We start from the raw sequence: 13,128 nt of genomic DNA on the forward strand, positions 1-13,128 counted from the left end.
TCGGTAAAACGCTATTCTGTCCGGGATTTTTCCTACGCAGAATGTGAACCGCCGAATGCCAAACTGGAACCACTACGTACAGCGCATCCTTGAGCTGATGAAGCGCTATCCAGGGCTGATCGCACTGTTCGGTTTTTGCTCGGGCGTGGGCAGTTTTATTCTGGTGGACCGCCAACAAGGCATGGCCCGCTGGATCGCCGTGATCCTGCTGGTGAGCTGGGTCTGGCTGATGCTCGAAAACACCCTGACCCAATGGTTCGCCCGGGTGTTCAAACGCGAAATCCCCCCGCCTCTGCTGCGTTATGCAACGCAGATGATCCATCAAGAAAGCCTGTTTTTCGTCCTGCCCTTCTTCTTTGTCACCACCACCTGGAACAGCGGCCAACTGGTGTTTACCGGCCTGCTCGGTGCCGCCGCGCTGGTGACGATCACCGACCCGCTGTATTACAAGTGGCTGGCCCCACGGCGCTGGCTGTACTTGGGCATGCACACGCTGGCCTTGTTCGCGGCGCTGCTGACAGCACTGCCGATCATCCTCAACCTGACCACCGCCGAGAGCTACAAACTGGCGCTGGGTACCGCTGTGCTGCTTTCCATCCCCAGCATGGCGGTCAGCCTGCCGCTGAAAACCTGGCGCGGCTGGCTGATACTGCCACTGATCGTCCTCGCGCTCGGCGGCACGGGCTGGCTGCTGCGCTCGTGGGTGCCCCCCGCGACGCTGTGGATGACCGAAGTGGCGGTGACGACTCAGTTGCAAGACCGCACACCAGGCGAGAGCATCGAGCAGATCAGCGTCAATCAATTGCGTAGCAATGGGCTGTATGCCTACACCTCAATCAATGCCCCGCGTGGCCTGAACGAGCGGATTTACCACGTTTGGAAACTCAATGGTCGAGAGGTTGATCGCATTGCCCTGGATATTCGCGGCGGGCGCAAGGAGGGCTACCGGGCCTGGACCCACAAGCTGAACTTCCCGCCCAATTCGGTCGGACGCTGGCAAGTGCAGGTACTGACCGAGGACGGACAAATGATTGGTGTGCTGCGCTTCGAAGTGACTGACACCCATCAAGCCCCCGCGAGCGATGTGCAGGCAAACTGAAACACCTTTACAAGATTGTGCTATTACATAAGGTCTGCGTTTAAGCGTATTGAGCATGGAGCCTACGACTATCACTGCCATTGCGGGCGATGCCCAACTAGATACGTCAAGCAATCCGACGCGGCTGAGAATCAGTGGCGAGTGGACGCTGGCCAACTATGCCCGGCTAAAACTGCTCACCGAACAGCTTGCGGGCAAGTACGACGCGGGCACCCACATTGACCTCGATGACGTCTCGCGGCTCGACACCGCAGGCGCGTCGCTGCTGGTCGAGCTACTGGGCGCCGAACGCGTCGCTCAACTGGCCAACTGCGCAACCAAACTCCCCGCCGCTGATCGCGCCTTGCTGCAAACCGTTTATTCCTCCATGCGCGATTTCTGTGTGCCGGTGAAAGCCGTCGAAGTGAACCTGGGCATCCAATTGCTGAGCCGCATCGGTTGCTCGGTCGACAAGTTATGGCAAGACACCCTGCAACTGCTGGGGTTTATCGGGGTGATCCTGCAAACCCTGGCCCGCAATTTCTTTCGCCCCAAACAATGGCGCATCACCCCGGTGGTGGCCCAAATCGAGCAAATCGGCCTTAACGCCGCGCCCATTGTGGCTCTGCTGACCTTCATGGTGGGCGCCGTGGTGGCGTTTTTGGGGGCTACGGTACTGGCCAACTTTGGCGCAGGTATTTACACCGTCGACTTGGTGGCATTTTCATTTCTGCGTGAGTTTGGCGTGTTGCTCACCGCCATTCTGATGGCGGGCCGTACGGCCAGTTCCTTTACCGCCCAGATCGGTTCAATGAAGGCCAACGAAGAAATCGATGCAATCCGAACGCTGGGCCTCGACCCGATGGATTTGCTGGTATTGCCACGGGTGCTGGCCCTCTTGATCGCCCTGCCGCTGCTAACCTTTGTCGCCATGATGGCCGGTATTCTCGGTGGCGCTGTGGTGTGCGTGGTATCCATCGGCATTTCCCCGGACATGTTTATTTCGATGCTGCACTCTGACATCGGGGTCAAAAACTTTCTGGTGGGCATGGTCAAAGCGCCTTTCTTTGCCTTTCTGATCGCGGCTGTCGGCTGCCTTGAGGGCTTTAAAGTCAGCGGCAGCGCCGAGTCAGTGGGCGCACACACCACCTCCAGCGTGGTGCAGTCGATCTTTATCGTGATCCTCCTCGACGCGGTGGCCGCATTGTTCTTTATGGAGATGGGCTGGTGAGTACTCCTGCGAAGACGCCCCGCGAGGCGGTGATCGAAGTACGCGGCCTGTGTAATCGCTTTGGCAGCCAAAGCGTGCACGAGAACCTCGACCTGGACGTGTACAAAGGTGAAATTCTCGGCGTGGTCGGCGGTTCTGGCACGGGTAAATCGGTGCTGTTGCGCAGCATTGTCGGCCTGCGTCGACCCAGTGAAGGCGAAGTGCGGGTATTTGGCAAAGACTTGCTTAGCCTGCATGAAGCCGAGCGTTCGCTGATTGAACGGCGCTTTGGCGTGCTGTTTCAGAAAGGCGCTCTGTTTTCTTCGCTGACGGTGACAGAGAACATCGCCCTGCCCTTGATCGAGCACGCCGGGCTAAGCCGCCCCGACGCCGAGCACCTGGCGTGCGTCAAGCTGGCACTGGCTGGGCTGCCACTGTCTGCCGCCGACAAATACCCGTCTTCGTTATCCGGCGGGATGATCAAGCGCGCCGCACTGGCCCGTGCGCTGGCCCTGGACCCGGATATTCTGTTTCTTGACGAACCCACTGCCGGGCTCGACCCGATTGGCGCAGCGGCGTTCGACCAACTGATTCTGACCCTGCGTGATGCGTTGGGTTTGAGCGTGTTTCTGGTCACCCATGACCTCGACACCCTGTACACCATCACTGATCGGGTGGCGGTGTTATCGCAAAAACGGGTGTTGGTGGCAGCGCCTATCACCGAAGTCGAAGACTTCGACGACCCGTGGATTCATGAGTATTTCCATGGCCCCCGTGGCCGCGCCGCGTATGAAGCGGCAACCCAGCGTAAGGAGCAATAACATGGAAACCCGTGCCCATCATGTGTTGATCGGCCTGCTCAGCGTATTGGTCGTCGCCGGGGCCATGCTTTTTGGCCTGTGGCTGGCCAAATCGAGCATGGACAACACGTTCAAGGACTACGAAGTGGTGTTCAACGAGGCAGTCAGTGGCTTGTCCAAGGGCAGCTCGGTGCAATACAACGGGATCAAGGTCGGTGACGTGATCGAGTTACGTCTGGACGACAAAGACCCGCGTCGCGTGCTGGCGCGTATTCGCCTCGCGGCGGGCACACCGGTCAAGGTCGACACCAAGGCCAAGCTCGCGCTGACCGGCGTGACAGGCACCTCGATCATCCAGCTCAGTGGCGGTGACCCAAACAGCCCGATGCTCACCGGTAAAGACGGCAAGCTGCCGGTGATTGTGGCCGCGCCCTCCCCGATTGCCCGGTTGCTGACCGATGGCAACGACATGCTGGCCAACATCAACATACTGCTGCACAACGCGAACCGGCTGTTCTCCCATGAGAACGTCGACCGTGTGAGCAAAACCCTGGATAACCTCGAGCAAACCACCACGGCGATTTCCAGCCAGCGTGGAGACATTGCCCAAACCCTCAAGCAGTTGTCACAGGTGGGCAAACAGGCCTCCGCAACGCTTGAGCAAACCACGGCACTGATGCGCAATGCCAATGGCTTGCTCAATGACCAGGGCAAGCAAATGTTCGCCAGCGCCGAGCAAGCCATGAAGTCGCTGGAGCACAGCACTGCGACCATCAACACCTTGATCAACAACAACCAGGACTCGCTCAACAGCGGGCTGCAAGGGCTTAATCAGTTAGGCCCTGCGGTCAATGAGCTGCGCGAAACCCTCGGCACGCTGCGGGGCATTTCGCGGCGTCTGGAAGCCAACCCGAGCGGTTACTTGCTGGGCCGCGAGCAGAACAAGGAATTCACGCCATGACCCGTACTTATCGCCTGGCAGGCTCCCTCTTCCTGGCCGCCAGCCTGAGCCTGATCAGCGCTTGCTCGATTTTGCCCAAGCCTGAGGTCGTTGATGTGTATCGGTTGCCTGATGCCCAAACGCCAATTGCTGCCAGCCAAGGCGCGCCAGTGACGTGGTCATTGCGTCTGGACAAGCCAATGGCCAGCAACGCACTCAACAGCCAGAACATTGCCGTGATACCCGAGGGCAACCTGATCAGTAACTACAAAGGGGCACGCTGGAGCGACCCGGCCCCGGCCCTGCTGCGCAATCGGTTGCTGGATGCCTTCTTGCAAGACGGTCGAGTCAAGGCCTTGAGCACCGACGACAGCAACTTGCAGTCCGATTACGAGTTAGGCGGCGAGCTGTTAGCGTTCCAGACCCATTACAACGGCAAAAGCCCTGAAGTCATCGTGCAATACAATGCCCGACTGGTGCGCACCAGCGACCAACGGATCATTGGCTCCAGGCGCTTCGAAGTTCGCCAGCCGCTGACGAATCCAATGGTGCCGGCGGTTGTGGCAGGGTTTGGACAAGCGACTGACACCCTGATGCCGCACGTGGTGCAGTGGGTGGTGCAACAAGGGCAGGCGCAACGCTGAAGAGGGATGACTGATACCTCACGCAGGCTGCGATCGTTTGGTCTTTAAAAGATCGCAGCCTGCGCCAGCTCCCTCGCGAGTACGGTGATGTGGCGTGTTAACCGAAGAACCAGTAGCACACGCCAATCGCCGCCACCACGCCTGTAAACTCCGCCAACAAGGCGCAGCCCACGGCATGCCGGGCACGCTGGATACCGACCGCACCGAAGTACACCGCCAGCACGTAGAACGTGGTTTCAGTACTGCCTTGCACGGTCGCTGCAACCAGCGCCGGGAAGCTGTCCACGCCCTGGTTCTGCATGGTTTCAATGAGCAATGCCCGCGCCGCACTGCCGGAGAACGGCTTGACCATCGCGGTCGGCAGCGCATCCACAAAACGCGTGTCCCAGCCCAGCCACTCGACCACATGGCGAATGCCGTCCAAACCAAAGTCCAGCGCGCCCGAGGCCCGCAGCACGCCGACCGCGCATAGCATCGCCACCAGGTACGGCAGCAGGTTCTTGGCCACGTCGAAGCCTTCTTTGGCCCCTTCGACGAACGCTTCGTAGACTTTGACCTTGCGCAGCGCTCCGATCACCAGAAACAGCATGATCAGTCCAAATAACGTCAAGTTGCCGAGGATTGACGACAAGCTGGCCAACGCCGTAGCCGACAAGGTTGCCAGCAACGCCATGAACCCGCCCAGAACCAGCGCACCCGGTATCAGATAGGCCAGCACCACCGGGTCCCACAGCCGCAGACGCTGCATAAAGGCCACCGAGAGCAGCCCCATCACGGTCGAGGCACTGGTCGCCAGCAAGATCGGCAGGAACACCAGCGTCGGGTCGGCCGCCCCTTGCTGGGCGCGGTACATAAAGATGGTTACGGGCAACAGGGTCAACGAGGAGGCGTTAAGCACCAGAAACAGGATTTGCGCATTGCTCGCGCTGGTCGGGCTGGGATTGAGCTCTTGCAGTGCACGCATGGCCTTGAGGCCAATCGGCGTGGCGGCATTGTCCAGCCCCAGGCCGTTGGCAGCGAAGTTCAGGGTGATAAAGCCGAGCGCCGGGTGACCCGCTGGCACTTGCGGCATCAAGCGCTTGAACAGCGGTCCCAGCGCCTTGCCCAGCCAGTCGACAATGCCGGCTTTCTCGGCAATACGCAGAAAGCCCAGCCACAAGGTCAGGGTGCCGAACAGCAGAATCATCACTTCGACCGACAGCTTGGCCATGGCGAAGATGCTTTCAACGATGGCTGCGAAGATCCCGGCATTGCCACCCACCAGCCATTGGGCGAGGGCCGACACGGCTGCGACAACGAAAAAGCTGAGCCATAGGCCGTTAAGCATCAGAAAACTCCCGGAATAGACGGCGAATGATAACGGCCAGACCCCAGAAACAACAAACCCCGGACACGTCCGGGGTTTGTGGGAGTAACGCTGCCTGAATCAGGGGGTTAGCCTTTAGGCAGAGCATCCTTGCTGCGCCAGTGCGGCAGAGAGTTCCAGTAGCGCTCACCCTTGGCCTGGTCGTACATGCCTTCCCAGCGCGAGATCACCAGCACCGCCAACGCGTTACCAATCACGTTCAGCGCGGTTCGTGCCATGTCCATCACGCGGTCAACACCTGCGATGAAGGCCAGACCTTCCAACGGGATACCCACGCTGCCCAAGGTGGCCAGCAGCACCACGAAGGACACGCCCGGTACACCGGCGATACCTTTGGAGGTAACCATCAGGGTCAGTACCAGCAGCAGTTGCTGGCTGATCGACAGGTCAATGCCGTACAGCTGGGCAATGAAGATGGCCGCGATGCTTTGGTACAGGGTCGAACCGTCAAGGTTGAACGAGTAACCGGTTGGCACCACAAAGCTGCAAATTGCTTTCGGGCAGCCGTAGGCTTCCATCTTCTCGATCACGCGCGGCAGCACGGTTTCGGAGCTGGCGGTGGAGTAAGCCAGGACCAGCTCATCTTTGAAGATGCGCATCAGCTTGATCACCGAGAAGCCGAACAGCTTGGCGATCAGGCCCAGTACCGCGAAGGCAAAGAAGAGGATGGCCGCGTAAACCAGAATCACCAGCTTGGCCAGTGGCACCAGCGAGGCAAAACCGAAGTTGGCAACCGTCACTGCGATCAGCGCAAACACCCCGATTGGTGCGTAGTTCATGATCATGTGAGTGACTTTGAACATCGACTCGGACACGCCCTGGAAGGTTTTCACCAACGGGTCGCGCAGTTCGGCATTCAGGCTCGACAAGCCGAGACCGAAGAGTACCGAGAAGAAGATGATCGGCAGCATCTCACCGCGCGCCATGGCCGCGAAGATGTTGGACGGGATCAGGTTGAGGATGGTTTCGATGAACGCATGTTCATGCTGAACTTCAGCGGCCGTGGCTTGATATTTGGAAATATCAACCGTACCGAGCGTGCTCATGTCGATCCCGGCGCCCGGATGGAACACGTTGGCCAGTACCAGACCGACCAAAATCGCGATGGTGGTAACCACCTCGAAGTAAATGATTGTTTTAAAACCGATGCGACCGAGTTTCTTCGCATCCCCCACGCCTGCAATCCCGACAACCAGTGATGAAATCACGATTGGGATTACGATCATCTTGATCAGACGGATAAAGATATCGCCAGCAGGTTGCAGAACGTTACTGATCCACCAGGCCTTTTCAGCGCTGAAATGGTTGAGCAGTGCTCCGATTGCAATCCCGAGGACCAGACCGATTAGGATCTGCCAGGCGAGGCTAAGTTTTGCCTTCTTCATGTCATTACCCTTACTTCAAGTGGACTCGGGCACAGGTTCGGACTAGAGCGCTGAAAAGCGCAAAAAACCGAACCTGTACCCCCGTAGAAGGTCGCCCAAATCGAGCCCAAGAGGCTCTTTGGCAGGCGAAAAAAGGCGCAACTATTCCCATGCATGGCGTAACCGTCTAATGCCGTAAACGCCTACCCTATGCCGAATCGGCATGCGTTTTGTCGGACAAGACATCAAAAACCAGAGGGGGTGTAGTGACAGAATAGACGACATAACCGCCGTAGACAGGCTGTTTCAAGGTCTTTTTGGGGCAGAAGAAGGGTCAGAAACGGCGCAGATATTTAAGAAATATCCCACAACACAAATCGGAAATTGCGAAGCAATCATTTTGCCTGCAGTCGATATACGGTCGACGTTTAAGAGGGGGGTTCAGGCCACAAACTTTTGAAAAAAATGAACGGTAATAAGCAATTACCGACGAAAGGAGGTTATGCAACAAACAGACAATTGATCATTTTGTAGCCGCTGCCGCAGGCTGCGAAGCGGCTACAGGTTTGAATCCCATCAACCTCGACCGCGACGACCGAAGATGAAGGACACAATGAACATCACCAAAAACACGACAAAGAGGATCTTGGCGATGCCGGTGGCGGTGCCTGCGATACCACCGAAGCCCAGAACAGCAGCGATGATGGCGATAATCAGGAAGGTAACTGCCCAGCTCAACATGGTGAATCTCCTTATTACTGTCTGAAAGGGTGAAGCCGTTTTTCTAATCAAGGCCCGGCAAGGGCCTCAAAGTTGTGAACACTTAAAACACCCAACGTTCCGGTGCCGGTTGGGAATGTGCAATTTGGGTGTCTTCTGCCGCAGTAAGGTCATAGCGGCCAGTCATTTGGCTTGAGCTCTGCAGGCTGGAGCGAATCGCGCCGAAGTGCTGCTGTTGCGTCACGACATGCTGAACCGGCGTTGCCACCGGTTGCTGCATCTGTTCCCAACGCCCCCATTGTTGACCACCAATCAGCGTGACCACGAGCGCAAGGCTGGCGAACAGGCCTTGCTGCAGGTTCAGAGATGAAACACGCATGCTGGCGAAACCTTGACGATTCATGCTCAAACTCCTGCCACTGGGTGGTCGTTTGGGTGAGGACTGCTGCACGCCCGGCTGGCTGTGCGACTTAGATACAGGAGATATTGCAGGCTGCATGCCAGCTTTCATATTTCAATTTAAACCTTATAAATCAACGACTTGGATACACTCTAAAAACTCACTAACACGCAGATTGCACGATACGTGCGAGCCTCACCGTGCGTTCTGCACGATCGATCAAAGCACTGTAGAGTGGTTTCTTGGCGAACCAGGCCCAAACGTCCACGACGAGAAATAATAAGCACGAGAGAACTTCGATTAATCTGGATTAAATCCATTAAAATCAGATGGTTACGGAAATAACGACGAAGCTTTCCTACTCGCCTCAGAATCATTAGTGAATAATCATGCAACTTGCCCGATGATTGCGACACTAACCAAGACACTCATAAAGGAGCGCCAGATATGGAATCAGCCAAAGATCAACAGGGCCGCATTCTGCTGGTCGACGATGAGTCCGCGATCTTGCGCACTTTCCGGTATTGCCTCGAAGACGAAGGCTATACCGTCGCTACTGCCAACAGCGCGGCTCAAGCCGATGCCTTGCTGCAACGCCAAGTCTTCGACTTGTGCTTTCTGGACCTGCGCCTAGGCGAGGACAATGGCCTGGACGTGCTGGCCCAAATGCGTATTCAAGCGCCCTGGATGCGGGTCGTTATCGTGACCGCACACTCCGCCGTCGACACCGCGGTGGATGCTATTCAAGCCGGTGCGGCTGACTATCTGGTCAAACCGTGCAGCCCGGACCAACTGCGTCTGGCGACCGCCAAACAACTGGAAGTACGCCAACTGTCGGCCCGACTCGAGGCACTCGAGGGCGAAGTACGCAAGCCCAAAGACGGTCTCGACTCTCATAGCCCAGCGATGATGGCGGTGCTGGAAACCGCCCGCCAAGTGGCAGGCACTGACGCCAACATCCTTATTCTCGGCGAATCGGGTACCGGCAAAGGCGAGCTGTCACAGGCGATTCATGGCTGGAGCAAACGGGCCAAAAAGTCCTGTGTGACCATTAACTGCCCCTCGCTGACGGCAGAGCTGATGGAAAGCGAGCTCTTCGGCCACACCCGCGGCGCGTTTACCGGTGCCAGTGAAAGCACCTTGGGCCGGGTCAGCCAGGCCGACGGCGGAACGCTGTTTCTGGATGAGATCGGCGACTTCCCGCTGGCCCTGCAGCCTAAGCTGCTGCGCTTTATTCAGGACAAAGCCTACGAGCGCGTTGGTGACCCGGTGACACGCCGTGCGGATGTGCGGATTCTGGCCGCCACCAACCTCAATCTTGAAGACATGGTCCGCGATGGGCGCTTTCGCGAGGACTTGCTCTACCGTCTGAATGTCATCACCTTGCACTTGCCGCCGTTGCGCGAGCGCAGCGAAGATATCCTCACCCTGGCTGATCGCTTTCTGGCCCGCTTCGTTAAAGAGTACGCGCGCCCTGCCCGCGGCTTTAGCCAGGAGGCGCGTCTGGCGCTGTCAAACTACCGATGGCCGGGGAACATTCGTGAGCTGCGCAACGTGGTTGAACGCGCGAGTATCATTTGTCCGCAGGAAGTGGTCGAAGTCAGCCACCTGGGCATGGCTGAGCAAACCGTCACGAACGCCCCGCGCATTGGTGCCGCACTGAGCCTGGACCAGTTGGAAAAAGCCCACATCGGCGCAGTTCTGGCCACCAGCGACACCCTGGATCAAGCAGCAAAAACCCTCGGCATTGATGCATCGACGCTCTATCGCAAGCGCAAGCAGTACAACCTGTGAGCCCTATCTGATGAAACTGGCTATCAAGCTGCGCACCCGGTTGTTCCTCAGCATTTCGGCATTGATCACCGTCGCGCTGCTCGGGCTGTTGCTCGGCGTCGTCAGCGTGATGCAAATGGCCAAATCCCAGGAAGCGCTGATCCGCAACAACTTCATCACCCTCGATCTGGGCCTCAAACTGCGCCAGACCTTGGGTGACCAACTGATCCTGATGCTGCGCAATCAGCAAGACCCCAAAGCACTGGAGGCATCCGCACAGGCGTACCTCAAGCTGCTCGATGAAGGCATGCAGCATGAACGCAATAACAACCTGCAAAATGGTTTTGCCCAAGCGCGTAAAGACTACGAACTTTTTTTAGACGCGTTCAAACAAGCCCATGCCCATTCGCTTGATCTGAGCACTGACAAGACACTCGCCGACCGTTTCAACCAATTGCGCAATGGCCTGATCAGCGAGCATCGCGAGGCGCTCGACAACATTTATACCGCGCAAGCTGCCGCCCGTGATCGGGCCATCATCATCGCCTCGCTGCTGGGGTTAGTCGGGCTGGCGGTGTTGATTATCGGCTTTATTACAGCCCACGGGATTGCCCGTCGATTTGGTGCCCCGATCGAAGCGTTGGCCAAGGCCGCCGACAATATCGGCAAAGGGAACTTTGAAGTGGTGTTGCCGCTGTCATCCGCTACCGAGATGAACCTGCTGACGCGCCGTTTCGGGATCATGGCCGAAGCCCTGCGCCAGCATCAGGCAACCAATATCGACGAGCTGCTGGCCGGCCAACAACGGCTCCAAGCAGTGCTCGACAGTATTGATGACGGCTTGCTGATGATCGACCAGCAGGGCCGCCTTGAGCATTTAAATCCCGTCGCTCAACGCCAGTTGGGCTGGAACGAAGCGAAACTAGGTCAGCCGCTGGGTGCAGCGATGGAACGCCCTGAGCTCGACCAGCAATTGCTCACGGTGCTGCGTGGCGGCAACCTTGATCGCGCCCCCGAAGACTTGAGCGTCGACATTGAAGGCGAAACCCGCCTGCTGACTTATAGCCTGACGCCCGTGAGCCAGCCCAAAGGACCGATTTTGGGCGCGGTGATGGTGCTGCATGACGTGACCGAACAGCGGGCCTTTGAACGCGTGCGCAGCGAGTTTGTGTTGCGCGCCTCCCATGAGTTGCGGACCCCGGTCACCGGTATGCACATGGCGTTCGGCTTATTTCTGGAACGTGCACGCTTTGACCCGCAATCACGCGAAACCGACTTGCTGAACACCGTCCACGAAGAAATGCAGCGGCTGATGCAGTTGATCAATGACCTGCTCAATTTCTCGCGTTATCAGAACGGCATGCAAAAGCTGACGCTGGCCCCGTGCGATCTTGAGCAGATGCTTGAACAGGCACGCGCTCGTTTTGCAGAGCGAGCTGGCGCTAAAAATATCGAATTGATGATCGACCTCCAGTCGCCACTGCCAAGCCTCAATGCCGATCAGGCCCAATTGGAGCGCGTGCTGGATAACCTGCTGGGCAATGCCTTGCGCCATACCGCCAGTGGCGGGCTGATCCGCCTGCAAGCTCGGCGCCATGGAGAACGGATCATTATCAGCATCGAAGACAATGGCGAAGGCATTGCCTATGGCCAGCAGGGCCGTATTTTCGAGCCCTTTGTGCAAGTGGGCCGCAAAAAGGGTGGGGCCGGCCTTGGGCTGGCGTTGTGCAAGGAGATTGTGCAACTGCATGGCGGCCGTATCGGCGTGTATTCACGCCCCGGGCAGGGCACGCAGTTCTATATGGCGTTGCCGTTGTAGGCGCTGGCAAAGGCTGCGACCTGTCGCGGCTAACTCGGCGTCAGAGGCACCGCCATACTTGCGCCCCGCTATTTCTGTGTATTGAGCACTTTCAATATGGCCGCGGTTTCAGCATCGGGCGTGCCGTCGAAACGCGATGGACGGAAGTGCATCTGAAAGGCCGCCAATACATGGCGCGTAGCAACGTCGAGTTCGCCCGTTTGTGGCGTCTCGTACCCCAGCAACGCTAGCTGCTGCTGAAACCAGGTGATGCTCGGCAGGCCGTTGGCAAACTGTGCCTGCTCATGCGCAACAGCCTGAGCGTTGGGCCAGATACCGAAGCCTGCTTCAGCCAAGCGTTTCCAGGGGAACAATGGGCCTGGATCAAGTTTGCGAAGGGGCGCAATGTCGCTATGGCCGATGATGTTGTGCGGGTCGATCTTGTAGCGCGTCGAAATATCTTTGAGCAGCGCGATCACTGACTGGATCTGTCCTTCGGTGTAGGGATACCAGACACGCCCGGTCGGGGTATCACGGAAGCCCGGATTAACGATTTCTATGCCAATTGAGCTTGAGTTGAGCCAGGTGCGGCCTTTCCATTGGCTTTCACCGGCATGCCACGCACGCTGGTTTTCATCGACCAGCTTGTAGATAGTCGGCGGGGTATCACCAATCAGGTAATGGCTGCTGACAGGCCCGCTGGTCAATAACTGCAGCGAGCGTTCAAGCGAGGTAGAGGTGTAGTGCAGCACCACAAACTGCACGCGACTGTCATGGTTGACCGAAGGATGGCGGGTGTCCATGCGCAAACCGTTGGCACAACCAGCCAGCAGTGCAAGAGACAAAACAAGCATAGAAAATTTCATGGGCAGCGATCGCACAAAAGCAATTAATGCGCCAGCATACCTTACTGTCCCTGCCTGTATCAGAACGTAACCTCTGTCTCACGGGGTGGGTTGACCCATGTTGTAAATGGATGGAAACGCCTATAGGCACCGCCCACCTATAACTGCCGAACGACACCAACGCGCACTG

Annotated in this window: 12 protein-coding genes; 7 read left to right on the forward strand and 5 right to left on the reverse strand. The window is 57.7% G+C overall.

All coding sequences use genetic code 11. The features are described from left to right. Positions 1 to 55 precede the first annotated feature (55 nt). The 5 genes from ACIQYF_RS04040 to ACIQYF_RS04060 are packed head-to-tail and all read left to right on the forward strand — an operon-like array spanning position 56 to position 4,672. Complete coding sequence (locus tag ACIQYF_RS04040; protein WP_402857094.1) at positions 56 to 1,099, forward strand: DUF5924 family protein; 1,044 nt, start codon at positions 56 to 58, stop codon at positions 1,097 to 1,099. A 55-nt stretch (positions 1,100 to 1,154) separates the two neighbouring features. After that, positions 1,155 to 2,309, forward strand: coding sequence for an ABC transporter permease (locus ACIQYF_RS04045; RefSeq protein ID WP_402857096.1), 1,155 nt, complete (start codon positions 1,155 to 1,157; stop codon positions 2,307 to 2,309). Then, positions 2,306 to 3,109, forward strand: a complete 804-nt coding sequence (locus ACIQYF_RS04050) for an ABC transporter ATP-binding protein (protein WP_402857098.1) — start codon at positions 2,306 to 2,308, stop codon at positions 3,107 to 3,109. The genes ACIQYF_RS04045 and ACIQYF_RS04050 overlap by 4 nt, the downstream gene beginning before the upstream one ends. A gap of 1 nt (position 3,110) precedes the next feature. After that, positions 3,111 to 4,049, forward strand: a complete 939-nt coding sequence (locus ACIQYF_RS04055) for an MlaD family protein (protein ID WP_402857100.1) — start codon at positions 3,111 to 3,113, stop codon at positions 4,047 to 4,049. Then, entirely contained in the window at positions 4,046 to 4,672 is a 627-nt protein-coding gene (locus ACIQYF_RS04060; RefSeq protein ID WP_402857102.1) for an ABC-type transport auxiliary lipoprotein family protein, read from the forward strand. Before ACIQYF_RS04055 ends, ACIQYF_RS04060 begins: the two co-directional genes overlap by 4 nt. A 97-nt stretch (positions 4,673 to 4,769) precedes the next feature. On the opposite strand, the gene ACIQYF_RS04065 is transcribed toward ACIQYF_RS04060, so the two are convergent. The 4 genes from ACIQYF_RS04065 to ACIQYF_RS04080 form a co-directional block, all read right to left on the reverse strand. Beyond that, a complete protein-coding gene (locus ACIQYF_RS04065; protein WP_402857104.1) occupies positions 4,770 to 5,999 on the reverse strand; it encodes a nucleoside recognition domain-containing protein in 1,230 nt (409 codons plus the stop codon). Positions 6,000 to 6,106: 107 nt separating this feature from the next. Beyond that, on the reverse strand, positions 6,107 to 7,423 hold the full coding sequence (gltP, locus tag ACIQYF_RS04070; RefSeq protein ID WP_402857106.1) for a glutamate/aspartate:proton symporter GltP: 1,317 nt from the start codon (positions 7,421 to 7,423) through the stop codon (positions 6,107 to 6,109). A gap of 555 nt (positions 7,424 to 7,978) precedes the next feature. Next, positions 7,979 to 8,143 (reverse strand): DUF1328 domain-containing protein, encoded by a 165-nt coding sequence (locus tag ACIQYF_RS04075; RefSeq protein WP_019409262.1) that lies wholly within the window; start codon positions 8,141 to 8,143, stop codon positions 7,979 to 7,981. Between the two features lie 82 nt (positions 8,144 to 8,225). After that, on the reverse strand, positions 8,226 to 8,525 hold the full coding sequence (locus ACIQYF_RS04080; RefSeq protein WP_402857109.1) for a hypothetical protein: 300 nt from the start codon (positions 8,523 to 8,525) through the stop codon (positions 8,226 to 8,228). A 444-nt stretch (positions 8,526 to 8,969) separates the two neighbouring features. Here ACIQYF_RS04080 and algB point away from each other — a divergent pair, with 444 nt between their 5' ends. Then, positions 8,970 to 10,316 (forward strand): sigma-54-dependent response regulator transcription factor AlgB, encoded by a 1,347-nt coding sequence (algB, locus tag ACIQYF_RS04085; RefSeq protein ID WP_402857111.1) that lies wholly within the window; start codon positions 8,970 to 8,972, stop codon positions 10,314 to 10,316. Positions 10,317 to 10,326: 10 nt separating this feature from the next. Next, positions 10,327 to 12,114 carry a KinB sensor domain-containing domain gene (locus tag ACIQYF_RS04090; protein ID WP_402857113.1) on the forward strand — a complete coding sequence of 596 codons (1,788 nt, stop codon included), beginning with the start codon at positions 10,327 to 10,329 and terminating at the stop codon, positions 12,112 to 12,114. 68 nt (positions 12,115 to 12,182) lie between these two features. Here the strand turns inward: ACIQYF_RS04090 and ACIQYF_RS04095 are convergent, their stop codons facing one another. Continuing rightward, positions 12,183 to 12,959 (reverse strand): N-acetylmuramoyl-L-alanine amidase, encoded by a 777-nt coding sequence (locus ACIQYF_RS04095; RefSeq protein WP_402857115.1) that lies wholly within the window; start codon positions 12,957 to 12,959, stop codon positions 12,183 to 12,185. Positions 12,960 to 13,128: the final 169 nt, after the last annotated feature.

This window comes from Pseudomonas sp. NPDC096917, assembly GCF_044762555.1.
Lineage (GTDB): Bacteria > Pseudomonadota > Gammaproteobacteria > Pseudomonadales > Pseudomonadaceae > Aquipseudomonas.